Annotated in this window: 22 protein-coding genes; 21 read left to right on the top strand and 1 reads right to left on the bottom strand. The window is 36.5% G+C overall.

Annotated elements, in window-relative coordinates; translation table 11 throughout:
- Positions 1-64: 64 nt before the first annotated feature.
- The 16 genes from rny (at position 65) to glnA (ending at position 18,395) form a co-directional block, all read left to right on the top strand.
- Entirely contained in the window at positions 65-1,624 is a 1,560-nt protein-coding gene (rny, locus tag BLS02_RS10100; protein ID WP_092492878.1) for a ribonuclease Y, read from the top strand.
- 114 nt (positions 1,625-1,738) lie between these two features.
- The gene (locus BLS02_RS10095; protein ID WP_092492877.1) at positions 1,739-2,536 is read left to right on the top strand and encodes a TIGR00282 family metallophosphoesterase; all 798 of its coding nucleotides are present in this window, start codon (positions 1,739-1,741) and stop codon (positions 2,534-2,536) included.
- A gap of 106 nt (positions 2,537-2,642) precedes the next feature.
- On the top strand, positions 2,643-2,903 hold the full coding sequence (locus tag BLS02_RS10090; protein ID WP_092492876.1) for a stage V sporulation protein S: 261 nt from the start codon (positions 2,643-2,645) through the stop codon (positions 2,901-2,903).
- Positions 2,904-3,106: 203 nt separating this feature from the next.
- Positions 3,107-4,687, top strand: a complete 1,581-nt coding sequence (gene miaB, locus BLS02_RS10085; RefSeq protein ID WP_092492875.1) for a tRNA (N6-isopentenyl adenosine(37)-C2)-methylthiotransferase MiaB — start codon at positions 3,107-3,109, stop codon at positions 4,685-4,687.
- A 1-nt stretch (position 4,688) separates the two neighbouring features.
- A complete protein-coding gene (locus BLS02_RS10080) occupies positions 4,689-5,117 on the top strand; it encodes a YlbF/YmcA family competence regulator (protein ID WP_092492874.1) in 429 nt (142 codons plus the stop codon).
- 172 nt (positions 5,118-5,289) lie between these two features.
- Positions 5,290-5,859 (top strand): outer spore coat protein CotE, encoded by a 570-nt coding sequence (gene cotE / locus BLS02_RS10075; protein ID WP_092492873.1) that lies wholly within the window; start codon positions 5,290-5,292, stop codon positions 5,857-5,859.
- Between the two features lie 855 nt (positions 5,860-6,714).
- Positions 6,715-9,291 (top strand): DNA mismatch repair protein MutS, encoded by a 2,577-nt coding sequence (mutS, locus tag BLS02_RS10070; RefSeq protein WP_092492872.1) that lies wholly within the window; start codon positions 6,715-6,717, stop codon positions 9,289-9,291.
- A 19-nt stretch (positions 9,292-9,310) separates the two neighbouring features.
- Complete coding sequence (gene mutL, locus BLS02_RS10065) at positions 9,311-11,116, top strand: DNA mismatch repair endonuclease MutL (RefSeq protein WP_092492871.1); 1,806 nt, start codon at positions 9,311-9,313, stop codon at positions 11,114-11,116.
- Positions 11,117-11,174: 58 nt separating this feature from the next.
- Positions 11,175-11,624 (top strand): Dps family protein, encoded by a 450-nt coding sequence (locus BLS02_RS10060; RefSeq protein ID WP_092492870.1) that lies wholly within the window; start codon positions 11,175-11,177, stop codon positions 11,622-11,624.
- A gap of 20 nt (positions 11,625-11,644) precedes the next feature.
- Entirely contained in the window at positions 11,645-12,580 is a 936-nt protein-coding gene (gene miaA / locus BLS02_RS10055) for a tRNA (adenosine(37)-N6)-dimethylallyltransferase MiaA (protein WP_092492869.1), read from the top strand.
- 40 nt (positions 12,581-12,620) lie between these two features.
- Positions 12,621-12,845 (top strand): RNA chaperone Hfq, encoded by a 225-nt coding sequence (hfq, locus tag BLS02_RS10050; RefSeq protein WP_092492868.1) that lies wholly within the window; start codon positions 12,621-12,623, stop codon positions 12,843-12,845.
- Positions 12,846-13,039: 194 nt separating this feature from the next.
- Positions 13,040-13,963 (top strand): stage V sporulation protein K, encoded by a 924-nt coding sequence (gene spoVK, locus BLS02_RS10045; protein ID WP_092492867.1) that lies wholly within the window; start codon positions 13,040-13,042, stop codon positions 13,961-13,963.
- Positions 13,964-14,055: 92 nt separating this feature from the next.
- Entirely contained in the window at positions 14,056-15,288 is a 1,233-nt protein-coding gene (gene hflX / locus BLS02_RS10040) for a GTPase HflX (RefSeq protein WP_092492866.1), read from the top strand.
- A gap of 10 nt (positions 15,289-15,298) precedes the next feature.
- Positions 15,299-16,552 (top strand): methionine gamma-lyase family protein, encoded by a 1,254-nt coding sequence (locus BLS02_RS10035; protein ID WP_092492865.1) that lies wholly within the window; start codon positions 15,299-15,301, stop codon positions 16,550-16,552.
- A gap of 94 nt (positions 16,553-16,646) precedes the next feature.
- A complete protein-coding gene (locus tag BLS02_RS10030; protein ID WP_092492864.1) occupies positions 16,647-17,027 on the top strand; it encodes a MerR family transcriptional regulator in 381 nt (126 codons plus the stop codon).
- Positions 17,028-17,057: 30 nt separating this feature from the next.
- A complete protein-coding gene (glnA, locus tag BLS02_RS10025; protein WP_092492863.1) occupies positions 17,058-18,395 on the top strand; it encodes a type I glutamate--ammonia ligase in 1,338 nt (445 codons plus the stop codon).
- A 313-nt stretch (positions 18,396-18,708) separates the two neighbouring features.
- Here the strand turns inward: glnA and lexA are convergent, their stop codons facing one another.
- Entirely contained in the window at positions 18,709-19,332 is a 624-nt protein-coding gene (gene lexA / locus BLS02_RS10020; RefSeq protein ID WP_092492862.1) for a transcriptional repressor LexA, read from the bottom strand.
- A gap of 287 nt (positions 19,333-19,619) precedes the next feature.
- On the opposite strand from lexA, the gene BLS02_RS10015 reads away from it, so the two are divergent.
- From BLS02_RS10015 to BLS02_RS09995, 5 genes are all read left to right on the top strand, one after another.
- Entirely contained in the window at positions 19,620-20,279 is a 660-nt protein-coding gene (locus BLS02_RS10015) for a YneB family resolvase-like protein (RefSeq protein WP_092492861.1), read from the top strand.
- Positions 20,280-20,345: 66 nt separating this feature from the next.
- Positions 20,346-20,579 carry a DUF896 domain-containing protein gene (locus BLS02_RS10010; RefSeq protein ID WP_092492860.1) on the top strand — a complete coding sequence of 78 codons (234 nt, stop codon included), beginning with the start codon at positions 20,346-20,348 and terminating at the stop codon, positions 20,577-20,579.
- A gap of 96 nt (positions 20,580-20,675) precedes the next feature.
- The gene (gene tkt / locus BLS02_RS10005) at positions 20,676-22,679 is read left to right on the top strand and encodes a transketolase (protein WP_092492859.1); all 2,004 of its coding nucleotides are present in this window, start codon (positions 20,676-20,678) and stop codon (positions 22,677-22,679) included.
- Between the two features lie 495 nt (positions 22,680-23,174).
- Positions 23,175-23,633 (top strand): sporulation inhibitor of replication protein SirA, encoded by a 459-nt coding sequence (gene sirA, locus BLS02_RS10000; RefSeq protein ID WP_175559475.1) that lies wholly within the window; start codon positions 23,175-23,177, stop codon positions 23,631-23,633.
- Between the two features lie 44 nt (positions 23,634-23,677).
- Complete coding sequence (locus BLS02_RS09995; protein ID WP_092492857.1) at positions 23,678-23,899, top strand: YneF family protein; 222 nt, start codon at positions 23,678-23,680, stop codon at positions 23,897-23,899.
- Positions 23,900-24,019: the final 120 nt, after the last annotated feature.

The following is a 24,019-nucleotide window of genomic DNA, read 5'->3' as shown; positions in this document are numbered from 1 at the left end:
GAACATTGTACATGCCGACAATAATGAATTGTTGTACAACTTATAGCAATAGGAGGTGAACCCCATGGACAGTCCCTTAATCATCTCCATTTTGCTTGCCGTAATCGTCGGTATTGTTGTTGGTTATCTGATTCGTAAATCTATTGCAGAAGCTAAGATTTCCAGTGCGGAAAATTTAGCTAAACAAATAGTAGATGAAGCACACCGAAATGCAGATGCCTCTAAAAAAGAGGCACTTCTTGAAGCGAAGGATGAAAATCATAAACTTCGCCAGCAGACAGAAGATGACTTACGTGAACGTCGAACAGAAGTGCAAAAGCAAGAAAATCGTCTGATGCAAAAAGAAGAAAATCTGGACAGAAAAAGTGAAACGCTGGATAAGCGAGAGCTCTTGTTAGAGAAGAAAGAACAATCACTAACAGAAAAACAACAACAAATTGAAGAAATGGAAAGCAAAGTGGAAGCTGTAATTCAAGAGCAGCAAACGGAGCTTGAACGCATTTCAGGGTATACAACTGATCAGGCAAGACAGATAATTTTAGAGCGAGTTGAACAAGAGGTTAGTCATGAATCAGCATTAATGATTAAAGAAGCTGAAAATCGTGCGAAAGAGGAAGCAGACAAGAAAGCGAAAAGTATTCTTTCGTTAGCCTTACAGCGTTGCGCGGCAGACCATGTAGCTGAAACAACTGTATCTGTTGTAAATCTTCCTAATGACGAAATGAAAGGTCGAATTATCGGCCGTGAAGGTCGTAATATTCGAACTTTAGAAACGCTTACCGGTATTGACTTAATTATTGATGATACACCGGAAGCAGTAATTTTGTCAGGTTTTGATCCAATACGTCGAGAGACAGCTCGTATGGCTCTAGAAAAACTCGTACAAGACGGTAGAATACACCCTGCAAGAATAGAAGAAATGGTGGATAAAGCCAGACGTGAAGTAGATGAATATATACGAGAAATTGGAGAGGAAACAACGTTTGAAGTTGGAGTACATGGATTACATCCAGATTTAGTTAAAATACTTGGTCGCCTAAAATATCGTACAAGCTATGGTCAAAATGTGTTAAAGCATTCTACAGAGGTAGCGTACCTTTCCGGACTGCTTGCTGCTGAGTTAGGTGAAGATGAAACACTTGCAAGAAGAGCTGGCTTACTTCATGACATTGGTAAAGCCATTGATCATGAAGTAGAGGGAAGTCATGTTGAAATTGGGAAAGAACTAGGAATCAAATACAAGGAACATGAGGTTGTCATTAATTCTATTGCTTCTCACCATGGTGATGAGGAAGCTACTTCCATTATTTCCGTTTTGGTTGCTGCAGCAGATGCACTATCCGCTGCACGCCCTGGAGCAAGAAGTGAAACATTGGAGAATTACATTAAGCGTCTTGAAAAACTGGAAGAGATATCCGAGTCGTTTACAGGTGTAGAAAAGTCATTCGCTATTCAGGCGGGAAGAGAAATTAGAATTATGGTTAAACCTGATGAAATTGATGACATTGATTCAGTCAAAATCGCTAGGGATATTCGTAAACGAATTGAAGGCGAATTGGATTACCCAGGTCATATTAAAGTAACTGTTATCCGAGAAACAAGAGCAGTTGAATATGCTAAATAGTGACCAATTAGAGGAACTAGATTAATAAAAGCGGCCAGCTGGTCGCTTTTATTTTTGCTTTAAAGTATAATTTGAGTGTGAAACATATTATTACTTGTTAGGATGAGAAAAATTATGAAAATAATGTTTATTGGTGATGTAGCAGGATCTCCTGGAAGAGATATGGTTCAGCATTATTTACCAAAATTAAAAGAAAAACACCGTCCACATATAACTATTATTAACGGGGAAAACGCAGCATCTGGAAAAGGTATCACTGAGAAAATTTATAAGCAATTTCTTGAGTGGGGTGCTCAGGTTGTTACAATGGGGAACCATACTTGGGATAAAAGAGAAATATTTGAATTTATAGATGACGCCAAGAATATGATTCGGCCGGCAAACTTTCCGGAGGGTACACCCGGAAAAGGGCTTAAATTTGTGAACTTAAATGGAAGTGAAATTGCTGTAATTAATATGCAGGGACGCACTTTTTTACCTGCACTTGATGATCCGTTTCGTAAAATGGATGAACTAATTGAAGAAGCGAAAAAACGTACAAGCATTATTTTTGTAGATTTTCATGCAGAAGCTACAAGTGAAAAACAGGCAATGGGTTGGTACTTGGATGGTCGAGTCAGTGCTGTTGTTGGTACACATACACATACTCAAACTGCTGATGATCGAATTTTACCACAAGGAACAGCATATATTACGGATGTTGGGATGACTGGACCTTATGATTCAATTTTAGGTATGGAAAAGGAAGCAGTTATGAAAAAGTTTCTCACAAGTTTACCAGTACGTTTTGAAATTGACACGAAGGGAAGAACTCAATTAAACGGGTTTTTAGTGACAATAGATGATAAAACTGGAAAAGCAACTAAGGTTGAGCGTATTTTAATAAACGATGACCATCCATTCTTTGGTTGATTATTTGAATGTTTAGAATTATTGATGCATAATAAGGTTATAAGCTATCATCTCCAAGAATATAGTAGCAATAGAACTACAATAGTAATTGAAGGAGGTACTAGTAATGGAAGTATTGAAAGTTTCAGCAAAATCAAATCCAAATTCAGTAGCAGGTGCACTTGCGAATGTCTTACGGGAACGTGGAACAGCGGAAATGCAGGCGATTGGCGCTGGTGCATTAAACCAGTCCGTCAAAGCAGTAGCGATTGCCAGAGGATTTGTAGCGCCAAGTGGAGTTGATTTAATTTGTATTCCGGCTTTTACTGATATTATGATTGATGAGGAAGAACGGACAGCGATTAAACTAATTGTGGAACCTAGATAACTTACTAAATATAATATTAAGTGTTGCGCAAATGCTGCGTAACACTATTTTTATGACAAATTTAGTAAACTTTCTATTTCCAGGTAGTTTTTCATTGCGCTAAACTGCTCATGTATTGTTTAATTTGCCTATAGCCTTTATAATTTAATAATGTACATCTATGTCATTAATAGCGTTTTATATATAAGAAAGGAGTTTCGTTAATGAATGAGCAGCAACGAAAGGATCAGTCACAAATAAAGCAAACTGAAAATCCAACGGACATAAAATCCGGATCGGATAATATGAATCGGTTAAAGAACACTTCCAGCGATGACATTATTTCAAAGTATTTTGAAACGACATATGAGCCACCAAATTTAAATAAAGCTCGTAAACGTGGTCGTGATGATGTGAAAGTTCATTATGACTTTGAAATCCCTGAAGGTATGGAGAAAATTGGTGAGGGCAAAAAATTCATGATTCGTACATATGGATGTCAGATGAATGAGCATGATACAGAGGTCATGGCAGGTATTCTAACCGAGATGGGCTATGAGTCAACTTCTGATACCAAAGAAGCAGATATTATTTTGTTGAACACATGTGCAATTCGTGAAAATGCGGAAAACAAAGTGTTTGGTGAAATTGGTCACTTAAAACCGCTTAAATTAGAGAACCCGGATTTAATTCTTGGTGTATGTGGTTGTATGTCACAGGAAGAATCTGTTGTAAATCGGATTTTGAAAAAACATCCGCAAATTGATTTGATTTTTGGAACACATAATATTCACCGTATTCCACATCTAGTAAAAGAAGCTATGTTTGGAAAAGAAAAGATTGTAGAAGTTTGGTCTAAAGAGGGCGACATTATTGAAAACCTTCCAAAAGTACGAAAAGGTAATATAAAAGCATGGGTAAATATTATGTACGGATGTGATAAGTTTTGTACCTATTGTATAGTACCTATGACGCGCGGGAAAGAGCGTAGCCGTAAACCGGAGGATATTATCCAGGAAGTAAGGCATCTCGCAGCGCAGGGCTATAAAGAAGTCACTCTGCTTGGCCAAAATGTTAATGCATACGGAAAAGATTTAGAAGAATTGTCATATGGTTTAGGTGATTTGATGAATGATATTCATAAAATTGATATTCCACGTGTGCGCTTTACAACATCACACCCAAGAGATTTTGATGATCGCTTAATTGAAGTATTAGCACAGGGTGGGAATTTGCTTGATCATATCCATCTTCCTGTCCAGTCCGGAAGCAGTGAGGTTCTAAAGAAAATGAATCGTAAATATACACGTGAAGAATATTTAGAGCTTGTTCGCAAAATACGTGAAGCTATGCCTAATGCAACCCTCACTACAGATATTATTGTCGGCTTTCCAAACGAAACAGAAGAACAATTCGAAGAAACAATGACATTAGTAGAAGAAGTTGGATTTGAAGCAGCATATACATTTATTTATTCACCTCGTGATGGTACTCCAGCTGCCAGAAAGACAGATGACGTACCAGAAGAAGTGAAAAAACAGCGGTTATACCGTTTAAATGATCTTGTTAACAAACAGTCAGCAGAATCAATGAAAACCTATGATAATAAGATTGTTAAAGTTCTTGTCGATGGTGAGAGTAAGAAAAATCCAGATATACTTGCTGGCTATACAGAAAGAAATAAACTGGTAAACTTTCAAGGTCCTAAATCAGCAATTGGCAAAATTGTTGAAGTCGAAATTACCGAATCCAAAACATGGTCATTAAATGGTATAATGGTAGAAAATACAGTTGAGGTGAATTAATATGGCTGAATATACACGCAAACAAGTGCTTGATGAAGCAAAAGGTTTGGCACAGATGCTAGCTAGCACAGAAGAGATTGATCGCTTTAAACAAGTCGAGGCAAAAATTAATAATAATAAAAAAGTACAACAATTAATAACTAAAATTAAAACTTTACAGAAGCAGGCAGTTAATTTCCAGGCTTATGAAAAAACAGAAGCATTGAAAAAGGTAGAAGCTGAAATTGACCGTTTGCAAGCTGAAATTGATGATATTCCAGTGGTACAAGAATTTAAAGAAACTCAAATTGTAGTTAATGATATTTTGCAATTGGTTTCTGGAACAATTGCCCGTGAGGTAACAAATGATGTTATATCGTCTACTGGCGGTGACCTTTTATCGGGTGAAACTGGTTCAAAGACAAATAACGGCTCAGCATGCAGCCATTAAATTGATGCCAGGCAGGAAATTTTTCTTGCCTGGCTTTCCTTATGGCAATAGCCTTTGAATGGTTTTTAAGAAAAGATATTCTAATCTTTACGTCCTTTTATACAATAGCTATGCACTATAGGTATTTGTCTTGCATAAAATGACTATGAAAAAAGAGGAGGTAAACGAAATTATGACTTTTCTTGATCAAGAATTTAGAGAAATCATTACGAAAGCTGTCTGTGGTAAGGGTAGAAAGTTCACGCAGGCTACTCACAATATCTCGCCGTCACATAGACCATCAAGCATTCTTGGTTGCTGGGTGATCAATCATCTGTATAATGCCAAGAAAAAATCAGAAGATACTGTAGAGATAAATGGTAGCTACGATATTAATATTTGGTATTCGTACAATGACAATACAAAAACTGAGGTGGTAACAGAACGTGTAACGTATTGTGACTATATTCCACTATCTGTTAAGGATGATAATTGTCTGAGTGACGATTATGATGTTATTGCCAAAGTGATTCAACAGCCTAATTGTTTGGAGTGCCAAATTGCCAACCAAGGCCATAAAATAGTTGTAGAAATAGAGCGCGAATTTGTTGTCCAAATTATTGGAGAAACAAAGGTTAAGGTAAGAGTAAATCCTAAAGGTTTCAACGATAATTTTGATGATGACGATTGGGGATTTGATATAACAGATGACGAGTTAAGTGATGTAAGTCCAGATTTTGTGAAGGATAAGGCGAAGGACTAGAAAACTTACGAGGGTTAATACTCTCGTAAGTTTTTTTGGTAGTTAAGAACATACTTTACTGCATAAGTGCAGCTAATGGATTCGCTCTTAAGACTTCACTCTATAGTAAAGGAAAATACGCTTTCACAAGTATCCCCTTTAACGAATACCCAGTTTTCTGATTTTTTATAGGAACGCACTGTCACTCTGGTTGTTTTCTAAAAGATTGTTGCTTTTTTAAAGTAATGAATCTTAATAAGTAGTTCAAATTAACAAAATGCATATTGTGATGGGTGAAAACAAGATTTAAACCATTTAAACCAGCAGCTGAAATATGCGAGACTCCTGTGGGACAGCAAGGAGCCCACTGAAAAACATATTTTGGAAAATTTATTTCCCAATTCATTTAGTGAATAATAGGTGAAATAATATGTTACTCCCCACTACAAGATGATTATTGCACGAAATTTAGGAATCGATTTTCACTTGTTTAAAAAGACGGTGGTTTTTCATTGGCCTCGACAGCGAGCCTAAGAGACCCCACAGTGAGCGTTCTTTGCGTGCGAGGCAGACTAAGTACCCCACGTCCTGTGGCAACGTCTGCACTAGCACGTCCTATGCGTCGGAGGCTCATGGTGAGCCCACGGCTAGGCAAGACACTGTGAAAGCATACGGAGCAGTGAAAGCGAGTATATTTCAGCTGCGAGGTTAGAGATCCACATTAAATACTACGAATCGGTTTGTGTAGCAGTTCATATCAACATCAACAACCTTTTAGGGAACAGCTTTTATTATGATATGGGGAAGTCGCTTTATGTCTACAAATTATGCTATAATTGTACATTATATTCGGTATATTTTTTGGAGGATTAACTTATGGCTAAAAGCACACCAATGATGGAACAATACTTAAAAATAAAAGCAGAACACAAAGATGCATTTTTATTTTTTCGATTAGGTGATTTTTATGAAATGTTCTTTGATGATGCAATAAATGCTGCTAGGGAATTGGAAATAACCCTTACCAAACGAGGTGCAGGACAAGATGACCCTATTCCAATGTGCGGTGTACCCTATCATTCTGCTGCTAATTACATTAAAAATTTAATTGAAAAAGGATATAAAGTAGCTATTTGTGAGCAAGTTGAGGATCCAAAGGTAGCTAAGGGTGTTGTAAGAAGAGAAGTTGTTCAGCTTATTACTCCTGGAACCGTAATGGAAAGCAATATGCTTAATGAACGTGATAACAACTATATTGCCAGTCTTTCTCATTTCTCTGATGGTTCTTATGTAATAGTTTATAATGATTTGTCAATTGGTGAAAACAATATTGCACTTATTTCAAGTGGTTGGGAAGCAGTCATTCATGAGTTGTATAATCAGCCAATAAAAGAAATAGTAATTCCTTCGAGTTTGCCTGATGAATTACAGGACCAATTAAGCAAAAAATTAAACGTAACATTGTCCTACCAGGATGAAATAAATTTTAATGCAGAATATCGCAGTTTATGCGATAACCTAACTGATGAGCGACTTGTTAAGGCATTTAGTCGTCTGCTTAATTACATCCAATACACACAAAAGCGTTCACTTGATCATTTACAGCCTGCTAAGATTATTGAATTGGAACATCATTTAGCGTTGGATATGTACTCTAAACGAAACCTGGAATTAACTGAGACAATTATGAAAAAAAGCAAGCATGGCAGTCTACTGTGGGTACTTGATAAAACAGTAACAGCAATGGGATCCAGAATGCTTAAAAAGTGGCTAGAACGCCCATTATTAAATAAATATGAAATTGAAAAACGTCATGATATTGTTGATGGCTTTTATCAAGGATTTATGGAGCGCGATTCTCTACGTGATGTATTAAAATCAGTTTATGATCTTGAACGTCTTGCCGGTCGAGTTGCATTCGGCAATATAAATGCACGTGATCTTATCCAATTAAAACATTCATTAGAAAAGTTACCGGAAGTTAGTACAATACTAAAGCAATTTAATCAAAAAAATATAATTGAATTAAGTAATAAACTTGTATTTCCAGAAGAGATCCTATCCATATTAGATACCAGTTTAATAGAAGATCCGCCAATATCGATCAAAGAAGGATCGATTATTAAAGATGGGTATAATGAAAAGCTTGATACTTATAGAGAAGCTTCACGTAATGGAAAACAATGGATTGCTGAACTGGAACAGAAGGAAAAGAAAGAAACAAATATCAAGTCCCTTAAAATTGGTTATAACCGTGTGTTTGGTTATTATATTGAAGTAACCAAAGCCAATTTACATCTCTTGCCTGAGGGAAAATATGAACGCAAGCAGACATTATCGAATGCTGAGCGTTACATTACACCGGAATTAAAGGAAAAAGAAGAACTTATTTTAGAGGCAGAAGAGAAAAGCGTTGATTTAGAATATAATTTATTCCTTAAAATTCGAGAACAAATAAAAGAACATATACCTAAAATACAGCATTTAGCTGATATAGTCAGTAAGATTGACGTACTTCAGGCGTTCGCAACGGTTAGTGAAGCGAATAATTATAAGCGCCCGCGATTTGTTGATGAGACGTTATCTATTAAGAATGGGCGTCACCCTGTAATTGAACAAGTGATGAAGGATGATTCTTTCGTTCCAAATAATGTATTACTGGATCAAAACACTGACGTTCTTCTAATAACCGGCCCTAATATGTCAGGTAAGAGTACCTATATGCGTCAACTGGCATTAACAGTTATTATGGGGCAAATTGGCTGTTTTGTTCCATGTGAAGATGCAGATTTAATTCTATTCGATCAGATCTTTACACGGATTGGTGCAGCAGATGATCTAGTTGCAGGGCAGAGTACTTTTATGGTTGAAATGCTGGAAGCAAATCATGCCATTACTAATGCGACAGAAAACAGCTTAATTCTGCTTGATGAAATTGGTCGAGGGACAAGCACATATGATGGAATGGCACTAGCACAATCGATTGTTGAATATATCCACAATAATATTCATGCCAAAACATTATTTTCAACACATTATCATGAATTAACTGCACTTGAAAATACCTTAGATAAATTGAAAAACATTCATGTTCGCGCAGAAGAGTATGAAGGAAATGTAGTTTTTCTTCACCAGATAAAAGAAGGAGCAGCTGATCAAAGCTATGGTATACACGTTGCGAAATTAGCAAATCTTCCTGAACCACTCATTGATCGAGCAGGTTCCATTTTAAATCAATTGGAGAATAATGATGAAATGCATGAGGTAGCCAATCTAGCTGCTAATGATCAATTATCCTTTTTTATTGAGGAAAAAATACCTAAAGGAAAGAAACAGTACAGCAAAGAAGACAAATCAATAATTGAGGACTTAAATAATCTTAATTTATTTGAAATGACACCGATGGAAGCGATGAACGAACTGTACCGTTTGCAAAAACATGTAAAAAAGTAAGATAGAAGGGATTGTTCTCATGAATATTATTCAAATGCCAGATGCTTTAGCAAATAAAATTGCTGCTGGAGAAGTAGTGGAACGCCCTGCATCTGTCGTAAAAGAATTAATTGAAAATAGTATTGATGCTAATAGTACTTCGATAAAAGTCGAAGTAGAGGAAGCTGGATTACAAAAAATTAAAATAACCGATAATGGCGATGGTATGTCTGAGGATGACTGCGAGAAAGCCTTTCTGCGTCATGCAACAAGTAAAATTAAAAGCGAAACAGACTTATTTCATGTCAAAACGCTGGGATTTCGCGGAGAAGCATTAGCAAGTATAGCAGCAGTAAGTAAATTAACAGTAAAGACATCACAAGGTGAAAATGCTGCTACGTTAATTTCGATGGAAGGCGGATCCATTATAAACAGGGCGAAAAGTGATGCACGTAAAGGCTCAGAAATCGTAGTAGAAGATTTATTTTTTAATACTCCTGCTCGATTAAAATACATGAAAACCATTCATACGGAGCTTGGGCACATTACAGATCTATTAAACAGGCTAGCATTATCTCACCCGGGAATTCGTTTTGAAGCCACCCACAACGGGAAGTCTCTCTTCAAGACAACTGGGTCTGGAGATCTGCTCCAGGTAGTTGGAAATGTATATGGGATGAGTGTTGCTAAAAAGATGTTGCCGATTCAGCGTGATACCCTTGATTTTTCAATCGAAGGATTTATTGCAAAACCTGAAGTCACCAGAGCATCGCGTAATTATATATCCACTATTATTAATGGACGGTATATAAAGAGTATCCCATTGTCACAAGCGATTATTAGAGGATATCACACACTCTTACCAATTGGCCGTCTGCCAGTAGTCGTCCTATCGATAACAATGGACCCAATTTTAGTTGATGTGAACGTACACCCAACTAAACTAGAGGTTCGTTTTAGTAAAGATAAGGAATTATTTGCTGCCATTGAAGAGACAATTAGAACAAAATTCCGACAAGCATCCTTAATTCCTGAAATGGAACAAAAGCAAGAAAATCAAGAGAAATCAGTTCAAAACACATTACAATTTAATGAACCACAGAGGGAAGCACAGCAATGGGAACAAACGCCTCAAGTAAACGAACATGTATCAACTATAGAGCAAGCAAACTCGACTAATAATATAGGTTTTCAACAAGAGTTCGACAATAATAAAGATATCCTTTCTGACGTAAAACCTGCAGTAGTCAAAGAAGAACAGCAACGTGTACCTACTATGTATCCAATTGGTCAACTCCATGGTACTTACATTCTAGCCCAAAATGAAAAAGGGTTATATATGATCGACCAGCACGCGGCACAAGAACGTATAAAGTATGAGTTTTTTAAACAGAAGCTTGGTAAAACAATTAACGAGTCTCAGGAATTATTAATGCCTTTGACATTTGAATTTTCTAAACAAGAATCTATCTTTATTGATCATTACAAAGGAGAACTTGAGAAAGTAGGACTATTTTTCGAGTCATTTGGAAATCAAACTTATATTATTCGCTCATATCCAACATGGTTTCCTAAGGGTTTTGAAGAAGAGATAATTCGGGAAATGATTGATCAGGTTATGGAGGATGAACGGATCAATGTTGAGAAAATAAGAGAAGATGCAGCAATATTAATGTCATGCAAACGATCAATTAAAGCAAATCATTATTTAAGCCAGGAAGACATGTTTCGATTATTGGAAGATTTACGTAATTCAACTGATCCATTTACATGTCCGCATGGCCGACCAATCATTGTGCACTATTCTTCCTATGAATTGGAGAAAATGTTCAAACGCGTTATGTAAGGATTGAATAAAAGAAGCACACCTCGTGAAAACTATAAGTAAAACAGCGAGGTGCGCTATGGATAATCAGAAGCTAATAAACTTTTTAAATCAATTATTGTCCAATTACTTTGTCATGTACGTAAAGCTCCACCGTTATCACTGGTTCATTCAAGGAAAACACTTTTACCAGTTGCACGATGTTTTTGAAGATATGTATAAAACAATAGAAAGTGATTTGGATGAAATAGCTGAGAGAGTTTTAATGATTGATGGCAAACCATTGGCAACAATGATTAAATACATAAAAGAATCAACACTTGAGGAAGCAACAGCTGATGATAAAGAAGATGAGATAGTAAGACAGTTAATTAGCGACTATAAACAGATCATCAGTGAAATAAAGAATGAAGGTATTCCTGAAGCTTCCGAACGCAAAGATGAGCCAACAGTTGATTTGCTTGTAACGTTACAAGGGAAATTAGAAAAACATATCTGGATGTTACATGCATATCTTGCGTATGAATAAAGATATATAGGGGAATGATGATGAAAAAACCAGTGATTGCGATTGTTGGACCAACTGCTGTTGGGAAAACAAGACTTAGTATAGAAGTTGCAGAATCGTTCAATGGAGAGATTATTAGCGGCGACTCTATGCAAGTATACCAAGGCTTGGATATCGGAACAGCAAAAATTAGCGAGGAAGAAAAACAAGGCATTCCTCATTATATGATTGATACTAAAAGTCCGAGCGATTCATTCTCTGTTGCTGATTATCAGGTACTTGTCCAACAATATATTAACGAAATTGCTTCACATCAAAAGTTGCCGATAATAGCTGGTGGAAGTGGACTGTACATTCAAGCGGCATTGTATAATTATAACTTTTCGGATCAAAAACGTAATGGTGCAGTCACTAGACGGCTTGAAGAAGAGCTTGACAACCTAGGAGTGTTGACTTTATATAATAGATTAAAAAAAATAGACCCTGATCAAGCTACAAAAATTCACCCAAACAATCATCGAAGAGTAATTCGTGCGTTGGAAATCTATCAAACAACCGGAATGACTATGTCAGAGTATCAGAAGGAACAAAAAAGGGATTCCCCATATAATCCCATTTTTATAGGTTTGGAGATGGACCGGAAGCTTTTATATGAACGAATTAATGCTCGAGTTGATAATATGCTTGAACAAGGCTTGTTAGATGAGGTTGAAATGCTTTATAAACAAGGCTTTGAAAATTGTCAATCTATGAGGGGGATTGGTTATAAAGAGTTTATTCCTTACTTTAAAGGGGAACAATCATTGATACAAGCTACGGAAACATTGAAGCGAAACTCAAGAAGGTTTGCTAAACGGCAATATACGTGGTTTAAAAATAAGCTGGATGTACAATGGTACACAATAACTCCAGAAACAATTGATGAAACATTTAGAAAAATTTTAGATGAATTAGCAGGAATGTTAAGAAGAATATAGAAGTAATTATATACAGATATAGAATAGAGGAGGATGTGCGATGGCGCAATCAGTAAACATTCAGGATCAATATTTAAATCAGCTTCGAAAGGACCATATTTCAACTACCGTTTTTTTGACAAATGGATTTCAATTAAGAGGGATATTAAAAGCCTTTGATAATTTCACTGTCTTGTTAGAAACAGACGGAAAACAACAATTAATTTTTAAACATGCTATTTCTACTTTTGCCCCAGTGAAAAATGTAGAACTTGAAAAAGAATAATAAATGTAACGGACGCTCTTAATTTAATGGGCGTCCGTTTTTAGGCAGGTAAGAAAGTATAAATCCTTTATTACTGCATAAATGCAACTAAGGCTTGGTGAATAGCCAAGTTTTCTAATATTGCTTTGGCATCTGGGCGTTTGTCACATCTTTTTTATATACCGCGTATACTAACGTGACTAAGGGGTGATGATGTGGAAACGCAAAAACTTCGAAATAAAAATGGGCAGATTAATATAGTTCTGCATGATAAAAATAATGTACCGTTTGAAAATACCGGCCGATTACCAAATGCAGAGAGTAGTCCATTTTCAAATATTGATTCAGAATTTTCATCATTCATAGGAATGGAGAAATTAAAGAAGACTATAAAAGAAATATACGCAACTATTGTAATAAATGATAAACGTAAAGAAATGGGCCTTACTTGTTCCAGGCAGGTGCTTCATATGCTTTTTAAAGGTAACCCTGGAACTGGTAAAACAACGGTAGCTAGGAAACTTGCTAAGATGTATTTTGAGATGGGCCTACTTTCAAAGGGGCATTTTATAGAGGCGGAACGGGCTGACCTGGTTGGTGAATATATTGGCCAAACTGCTCAGAAAACACGTGCGATTATTCAAAAGGCAATGGGTGGTATTTTATTCGTTGACGAAGCTTATTCCTTGGCACGTGGTGGTGAAAAGGACTTTGGTAAAGAAGCAATTGATACATTGGTAAAGCATATGGAGGATAATCATAATGACTTTGTATTAATTTTAGCAGGATATCCATATGAAATGGATCGTTTCCTGACACTTAATCCTGGTCTAAAGTCAAGATTTCCATTTATATTAGATTTCCAGGATTATGAGGTGAATCAGTTAACAAAAATTGCAAAGCAGATGGTTAATAATCGTGAATATGAACTTACAAATGAAGCTGAATGGAAACTGCGAACCCATTTATATAAGAAAAAGCAGGAAACCCATCGAAATTTCTCTAATGCCAGATATGTTCGTAATGTAATTGAACAATCAATTAGGCTACATGCTGTTCGTTTATTAAACAATGAAAATTTTACCGTAAATGATTTAATTCAGTTAACTGGTAGCGACCTTTCACTCGATGAAGAATGACATGCGAATTGTGATATAGAAGGTTCTTTGCTATGATAAAAACAAGAGAATGCTAAAAATTAACTGTCCGGATAGAGGAAGAGGTATTTATAATGTCAGAAAAAATATTAATAATTGCTGTTAAAATGCAGGAGCAAAATGATGATCATTTTGAATCTTCCTTGGAGGAACTAAGCTCGTTATGTAAAACTGCTGGTGGTAAAGTAGCGAAAGTAATGACGCAAAATCGTCAAAAGATTCACCCAGCATATTACATTGGTGAAGGTAAAATGGAAGAAATAAATGAAGCAGTTGATGAACTGGAAATTAATCTTGTCGTATCGAATGATGAGTTATCTGCTGGGCAATTGCGTAACTTAAGTGATCGATTTGGTGTAAGGGTGATTGATCGCAGTCAGCTGATACTGGATATATTTGCCCAGCGTGCCCATACAAAGGAAGGTAAGTTGCAAGTTGAACTAGCACAGCTGGAGTATATGCTGCCAAGATTGCATGGCCAAGGGGAAGCAATGTCTCGTTTGGGTGCGGGTATTGGGACACGTGGACCAGGTGAAACTAAATTAGAAACAGACCAGCGCCATATCAGACGACGTATTTTCGATATCAAGAGACGGTTGAAATTAGTTGTGCAGCAACGTGAACAATACCGTAAACGCAGAAAAACAAATGATGCATTTCAAATTGCCATAGTTGGTTATACCAACGCTGGAAAATCGACATTATTTAACCGGTTAACAAAAAGTAGCTCACATGAAGAGAATCAGTTATTTGCCACACTCGACCCATTGACAAGAAGAATTCAGTTACCATCAGGTTTTCAAACACTTGTAACAGATACTGTTGGTTTTATCCAGGATCTGCCAACATCATTGGTAGCTTCTTTTAAATCAACTTTAGAAGAAGTAACAGAAGCAGATTTTATTTTACATGTAGTAGATGCTGCGAACCCAGACCTTGACCAGCATCAGCGCACGGTAAGCAATTTACTACGTGATTTAAATGCACATACTATACCGATGCTTACTGTTTATAATAAATACGATAAAATTGATACTGACTTTATTGCAATGAATCACCCAAACATCCTTGTTAGTGCGTTTGATCAAGAAGATATTCAAAAGCTTCAAATAAAAATAGAAGAAATACTAAAAGATGAGTGGGATTGGTATAAACTTGATTTAACACCCGACCAGGGAAAGATGCTGAATCGGTTGGAACACGAGACAATAATAAGTGACCGTTTCTATGAAGAAGAGCAGAATGAGTATGTAGTAGAAGGATACATGCGACAAGAACACCCATTAAAAAGTTTGTTAAAGGAGTAATAATGCACTAATGGCCAAAGAATTGATGAAACAAGCAGAAGCGGATTGCACTACACAACATAGAAATGTCGCAACTATAGTAGAGACCAATCAAAAACGGGTACTTGATTCTTTTCAAGAGAACCGTGTTAGTGATAGTCATTTTAACCCAACTACTGGATACGGGTATGATGATTTAGGGAGGGAAACATTAGAAGCGGTGTATGCGGATGTGTTTGGTGGAGAAGATGCACTTGTCAGACCTCAAATTGTTTCGGGTACCCATGCCATATCCACGACATTATTTGGTTTATTGAGACCTGATGAAGAACTATTATATATAACAGGTAAGCCATATGACACGTTAGAATCAGTAATTGGAGTTCATGAATCTAATACAGGATCATTAGCTGATTTTAACATCAGATACAGTGAATTAGACTTATTGGAAGATGGTAAGGTTAATTATAATGGAATTAAACAGAAGATTTCCCATCAAACAAAAGTAATTGGTATACAACGTTCAAAAGGATATGATGACAGACCGTCATTCACAATTGATGAAATAGAAGAAATGGTAACTTTTATAAAGGATATAAATAAAGACTTAATTGTGTTTGTAGATAATTGTTATGGGGAATTTGTTGAAGAAAAAGAACCATTACATATAGGTGCAGATATTATTGCTGGTTCGCTAATTAAAAACCCGGGAGGTGGAATAGTACGAGCTGGAGGATACATAGCTGGAAAGAAAGATCTAGTACTTCAGTGTGCTCACCGTTTAACTGCCCCAGGTCTTGGAAAGGAAACTGGGGCAACACTTAATATGCTGCAGGAAATGTTTCAAGGATTATTCATGGCACCTCACATTGTTGGAGAAGCTTTGAAAGGTGCAATTCTAACTGCAAGATTTATAGAGTTAGTCGGTTTTAAGACAAGCCCTCATTACAAAGCTGATCGAACAGACTTAATACAATCTGTTACATTCGGAAATCAGGAAAATATGATAGCCTTTTGCCAGGCAATTCAACACAGTTCACCGATCAATTCATTTGTTACACCACATCCAAGTGAAATGCCTGGGTATAAGGATAAAGTGATTATGGCTGCAGGTACATTTGTGCAGGGAGCAAGCCTGGAATTGACAGCAGACGGGCCGTTAAGATCCCCATATACAGCATTTGTTCAGGGCGGCTTAACATATTCACATGTAAAATTAGCCTTAGTAGCTGCGGTTGAAAATTTAGTGGATAAAGGTTTTATATCTATTCAACAGGAAATATAGAAAGGATGCCATGTGTTAGGTAACTTAACATAAATTTGACAATAAACATTACATATGCTATTGTTATTTTAGATGAATAAAAGGAGGTATTATAATGGACGATCAAGATAGACGTTCAATGCCTTTATTTTCAATAAGCATTGTTAAAAAATTAACTGAATTGACTGCAAGACAAATTCGATATTATGAAGAACATAATTTAATTCACCCAGAAAGATCAACAGGTAACCAACGTTTATTTTCTTTTAACGATGTTGACCGTTTATTAGAAATAAAAAATCTGATGGACAGAGGAATTAATTTAGCTGGTATTAAGCACATCATCACAGAAGAAAATACACAGAAAAAAGAAAAAGCTAATCCTCAAATATCAGATCGTCAGTTACGTACAATGCTGAAGAATGAGTTAATTGATGCAGGGAGAATGGGAAAATCGAGCATGCGCCAAGGAGAGCTTTCTCGATTTTTTCACTAAATAAATAAAAATTTTCTAGGAGGCAGTTAGATGAGCTCAGATTTTACAAAAGAACAAATTATGAAGAAAATAGAAGAGGAAAATGTCCGGTTCGTCCGCTTGCAATTTACAGACATGCTTGGAACAATCAAAAATGTTGAGATTCCACTTAGCCAGTTGGATAAAGCTTTAGATAATAAAATGATGTTTGATGGTTCTTCTATTGAAGGATTTGTTCGTATTGAAGAATCAGATATGTACTTGTACCCTGATTTAGATACATTTGTGGTATTTCCATGGACTTCTGATAAAGGTAAGGTAGCTCGTTTTATTTGCGACATTTATAATCCAGATGGAACACCTTTTGAAGGGTGCCCAAGGTATAACCTAAAACGAAACCTTAAAAAAATGGAAGAATTAGGCTTTGATGCATTTAATATTGGAACAGAGCCAGAGTTCTTTTTATTCAAGCTTGATGAAAAAGGTGACCCATCAATGGAGTTGAATGACCGTGGTGGTTATTTCGATTTGGCACCAACGGATCTTGGTGAGAATTGCCGCAGAGATATAGTTCTTGAATTGGAAGAAATGGGATTTGAAATCGAGGCATCTCATCATGAAGTTGCACCTGGACAACATGAAATTGATTTTAAATATTCTGATGCTGTTAAGCATTGTGATGATATTCAAACATTTAAACTTGCAGTTAAAACAATTGCAAGGAAACATAATCTGCACGCAACATTTATGCCTAAACCATTGTTTGGAGTAAATGGTTCTGGTATGCATGTTAATATGTCATTATTTAAAGATGGCGAAAATAGCTTCTTTGATACAAAAGGAGATATGCAGCTTAGTGATGTCGCTTATCAATTTACAGCCGGTGTCATTAAACATGCAACAAACTTTACAGCAGTTACAAATCCAACAGTTAATTCATTTAAGAGACTTGTACCGGGATATGAAGCTCCTTGTTACGTCGCGTGGTCTGGGACAAATCGAAGCCCGCTTATTCGAATTCCGTATTCAAGAGGTTTGAGTACAAGAATTGAAGTTAGAAGTGTTGATCCTGCAGCTAATCCATATATGGCCATGGCCGTATTACTTGCTTCTGGATTGGAAGGAGTTAGTAAGAAATTAACACCACCTACTTCTGTAGACCGTAATATTTATATGATGGATAAAGAAGAAAGAGAGAAAAATGGTATAAAAGATTTGCCAGCAACACTTATGGATGCGTTACAAGAACTTCAAAAAGACAAAGTTGTTACAGATGCATTAGGCGAACACTTATACGAACACTTTATTGAAGCGAAAGAAATTGAATGGGATATGTTCCGTACGACTGTACACCCTTGGGAAAGAGAACAATATCTATCAACATATTAAAGAAAAAAAGGCTTTCGTCATTTTATTGACGGAAGCCTTTTTATTTGTTAAGCGTACTATAGAATTTAAGTGCTGTGGGATAACTGAACTTCAGAATCAGCCACGTCCAGCTCCGACGTACAGGACGTACTAGTGCCGGTGACGCCACAGGACGTGGCGTTTTCACCGGCCAGCGCCTAGCGCCTAGTGAACTTCCCTCCCCGTGTCTACTACGATAAGTCAACATCGAATCGCTTACGCTCTTCGTGTATCCTTTATCTCACACGGGTCAGTCCAGTCCATACGGAGCTAAACAGGCGCTTGCGCCTTTGTTCTATTGAATATTACGGTATAAGCCGATTACCTTACCTAGTATTGTTACATTTTGATAGATGAGAGGATCCATTGTGGCATTTTCTGGCTGCAAGCGAATTTGATTTTTTTCTTTAAAGAATCTCTTTACAGTTGCCTCGTCTTCATCAGTCATTGCAACAACAATTTCTCCGTTTTGCGCAGTATTTTGCTGTTTCACAATAACCATATCCCCGTCTAAAATACCAGCTTCTATCATACTTTCACCGTCGATGATGAGAACGAATAAGTTATCATCAGGTCCGGCGCTGGAACTAGGTAATGGAACGAATTCTTCGATGTTTTCTACCGCAGTAATTGGTATCCCAGCAGTAACTTTACCAATAACTGGTGCATATCTTGCTTCTTCCCTAGGAATATGACTTTCTTCAGATAGGTCTAAAACCTCTATAGCTCTTGGTTTAGTAGGGTCTCTTCTAATGAAGCCTTTACTTTCAAGCCTCGCCAAATGCCCATGCACAGTTGAACTTGAAGCAAGTCCGACTGCTTCTGCAATCTCTCTAACCGATGGTGGATAACCTTTGCCATCTACCTCTTCTTTAATATACTCAAGTATTGTTTCCTGTCTTTTAGAAAGTTTATTCATCTATCAAACACCTCACGCATAGGATTTATTAATGATAGTTTACCACCTATTTTTGGAAAAAGCAAACATTCGTTCGAGAAAACTATTGACAAGACCATATGTTCGTATATAATGGTTAATAGAGGTTAATACGAACAAAGGTTCTTATATTGAAAAAGAAAGGACTGATTAATATGTTTGGAAAAGTAACAAAGACAGATGTATTTTATTTAGTTGCTTTTACTTTGGCATTAGGTTTCTTATATTTCTCCATGATAACAAGTGCATAGCGTAAGGAGCGAAAACTTTTGAAAGCAATAATATATTGTCGTGTAAGTACAGACAAAAAAGTACAAGAGACATCATTAAAGAGACAGAAAGAGGAATTAATGGCCCTTGCAAACAATCATATGCTTACCGTTGTGGATTGTATTGAAGAAAAAGAGAGCGGGTATGAGATAAATAGAGATGGTATTTTTCGAATGCTTGAATTTTTTTCTGAAAAGAAGGCAGAATGTTTGTTAATACAGGATGAAACAAGGTTAGGGCGGGGGAATACTAAAATAGCCTTGTTTCATCAGTTACAGAAATTAGATATTTCCATATATACAGGAATGCAAGGCGGAGAGATTGAGTTGTCTGAGTCAGATTCAATGGTCCTGCAAATAGTTGGTATTGTAGAAGAATATCAACGTAAAATCCATAATACAAAAATTAAACGGGGGATGAGAAAGGCAATAAATGAAGGATTTGATCCAAGTGAAAACTTATCAAACCGACACCATGCACCTGGTAGAGAACGAAAAGTATTTCCAATAGAAGAAGTTGTGCGGATGAGGCAAAATAACTTAACATTTGAGGAAATTACAACTACATTAAATGGATTAGGTCACCCGGTTTCCAAAGCAACTGTTCACCGGAGGTATCAGGAGTTTGAAAAACTTGAATCTAATACCCATGTAAAGTAATATTAAAAGGCAGGGACATTAAAAATTGTTCTTGTCTTTTTAAGTGTTTTCTAGGAGGTTTTAAAGATTATATCAAAAGAAAAGTTAGAACGTATAAATGAACTTGCAAAGAAATCAAAAGAAGAAGAGTTAACAGAACAAGAAAAAGCAGAGCAAAAAGAGCTTAGACAGGAATATTTAAAAAATGTACGAAAATCATTTAAAAATCAGTTTAAATCAATGACTGTAATGGATAAGGAAGGAAATGATGTTACCCCTGATAAAGTACGTGATTTGCAGGATAGAAACAAAAAACATTAAGAATAAACAATTTTAATTTATTACTTGTTACAGGATATGTTTCATTATAGAATAAAAAGGGATGTTAACAACTTTTAAGTGGAAAGGGGAATTTTTTTGTCACAAGATATCGAACAATTATCTATTAATACGATACGTACATTGGCAATTGATGCAATAGAAAATGCTAACTCTGGTCATCCAGGCCTACCGATGGGGGCCGCTCCAATGGCTTATACCTTATGGACTGATTTTATGAAACAAAACCCGAGTAACTCAAAGTGGTTTAATCGTGATCGTTTTGTGTTGTCTGCTGGACACGGTTCCATGCTATTATATGGGTTGCTACATTTATCAGGATATGATGTAACTATTGATGATCTAAAGTCTTTTCGTCAATGGAATTCAAGAACACCAGGACATCCAGAAGTCCATCATACAGATGGAGTAGAAGCAACAACTGGTCCATTAGGACAAGGTCTTGGAATGTCAGTTGGAATGGCAATTGCTGAAGCACATCTTGCAGCAAAATATAACCAGGATGAGTTATCAATAATTGATCATAATACGTATGCTCTTGTTAGTGATGGCGATTTAATGGAAGGCATTTCGCACGAAGCAGCTTCCCTAGCTGGTCATTTAGGACTTGGAAAGTTGATTGCATTATACGATTCAAATGATATCTCTCTAGATGGTGATTTGAATAGAGCATTTTCAGATAATACAGAAGACCGCTTCAAGGCTTACGGGTGGCAAGTTATACATGTAGAGGATGGTAACGATTTAACAGCTATACGAAATGCAATTAATGAAGCAAAACAGAATACTGAACAGCCAACGTTAATTGAGATAAAAACTGTTATAGGTTACGGTTCACCAAATAAATCTGCTTCTGCAGCATCCCATGGTGCACCACTTGGTGAAGATGAAGTGAAACTAACAAAAGAGTATTATAAATGGTCACATGATGATTTCCAAGTTCCAGATGAAGTCTATGCAGACTTTAAAGAGAAGATTGGAAAAGATGGTGCTGATGCAGAGGATAAATGGAATAAGCTTTTTGACACATATAAAGAAAAGTATCCAGAGCTTGCAACTGAGTTAGAATTGGCAATAAATGATGAGTTACCTCAAGATTGGGATAAACATCTCCCTAGTTATGAGGCAGGGAAAGATTCAAGTGCAACTCGTGCTTCCTCCGGTGAAGTACTGAATGCAGTTGCAGATGCAGTTCCCTATTTCTTTGGAGGAAGTGCTGATTTAGCAGGTTCTAACAAGACTACAATTAAAGATGAAAATGATTTCTCCCGTAAAAACTATGCTGGGAAAAATGTGTGGTTTGGTGTACGTGAATTTGCCATGGCAGCTGCGGTAAATGGTATAGCATTACATGGTGGGCTGAAAGCTTATGTTGGGACATTCTTTGTATTTAGTGACTACATGCGTCCGGCAATTCGTCTTTCATCAATAATGAATGTACCTGTAACATATGTATTTACGCATGATTCAATTGCGGTTGGAGAAGATGGTCCAACCCATGAACCAATTGAACAGTTATCATCATTAAGAGCAATGCCAGGACTATCACTAATTCGTCCAGCTGATGGCAACGAGGTTCAAGCTGCTTGGCGCTTATCACTAGAGTCGAAAAACAAACCGACTGCACTTGTACTGACAAGACAAGGATTACCTACATTAGAAGGCACAAAAGAACATGCCTATGAAGGTGTAAAAAAGGGTGCATACGTAATAAGCAAAACAGAAAAACAAACACCTGATGCTTTATTATTAGCAACAGGATCTGAAGTGCAGCTGGCTATTAAAGCTAAAGATGCCCTTAAAGAAAAAGGTATTGATGTCAATGTTGTAAGTATGCCATCATGGGACCGTTTTAACGCACAAAGTGAAGCTTATAAGAATGATGTGCTTCCGCCTAATGTTAAAAAACGGTTAGCAATTGAAATGGCGTCACCATTTGGCTGGGAAAGATATGTTGGTGACCAAGGCTCAGTTTTAGGAATTGAAGGATTTGGTGCATCTGCAAAAGGCGATAAAGTTATTGAAGAATATGGTTTTACTGTTGAAAACGTTGTTGACCATGTTGAATCACTATTAAAATAAGTTTTGATATATTTAGGATGGCCCTTACTGGTAGGGTCATCTTAATTTAACAGTTAAGAAGGTATAAATAAATTCTTACTGCATAAGTGCAACTAAGGCAATTCGCCTAAGGTTTGGCGAATGACAAGTTTTCTAATTGTATAGGAAGTTATAAAATATAAGTACAGTGGATAACTGGACTTCCGAGTCAGCGACGTCCAGCTCCAGCGCCTAGCGCCAGTGGACTTCCCTCCCCGTGTCTACGATAAGTCAACATCGAATCGCTTACGCTCTTCGTGTATCCTTTATCTCAGGGAAAAGGAAGATCGACTAAGACCGCCGCTTTGCGCGGCAACGTCGACCCACCCGCGATGCGCGGGCGCAGTCCATACGGCGCTGAACAGGCGCTTGTGCTTTTGTTCCCTTATCGACAAAACTAGTGCTTGTTTGCAACGCGGTATGACAAAATTTTAAACTAAAATGCGTATAATTGAAGGTAAATGAGGAGGGTTTTTGTTGAATCATTACTCTATTTACTGGATAAAAGAAGAATTTGCGCATCATTTTTTTCATAACAGTGAAGTATTGTACCGCTTTATAAAAGAATACCAAATGAACAAAAATAGAGAAGATCTTGAACGGCAATATGAGTATATTACGTTAGACTTCCCAAAATCATCACTAATCTCTCATATTACAAATAATCACCCAAATAACAGTAATATGAAAGTTGAAGGTAACCGACTTAAAATTTATAAAGATATCCAATATATTTCTTTACATATACAGAAAAAAAAGATAAACTTTCGAAGTGAAATGATACATGATGCCGAAGAATTATTATTTCCTGCTTTGCGGTTATTCCAACCGTACTTATTTATAGTGGGAAATGATTTAAGAAATTATGGTTGGATTTCTCCAGTTATACAAGGGAAGAAGAACAAGACAGGACAAGTATTGTATTCTTATCTTTGATTTACTATACTGTATGAGAGACAACACGAAGGAGGAAAGCTTGAATGGACATGATCTGGGTTATATTAATAGGTATTGGAGCATTAATTGCAGGTGTTGCTCTTGGATTTTTTATTGCAAGAAAATATATGATGAACTATTTAAAGAAGAATCCACCAATTAATGAACAAATGCTACGTACATTAATGATGCAAATGGGACAGAAACCATCACAGAAAAAAATTAATCAAATGATGCGTTCAATGAATAATCAAAACAATAAATAACACTTATTGATTATTTAAGTGGTAATGCATATAAATCCCTGTTACTAGAAGATAACAGGGTTTTTTTACTTCAAGGCAAGTGTTGGATAATTGTCAAATTCAATTGCTTTTGATTAGAGA

It is taken from the genome of Virgibacillus salinus (assembly GCF_900102415.1).
Lineage (GTDB): Bacteria > Bacillota > Bacilli > Bacillales > Amphibacillaceae > Lentibacillus > Lentibacillus subterraneus.
Note: the sequence above shows the minus strand (reverse complement) of the source record. Positions and strands in the feature narration are given on the sequence as shown.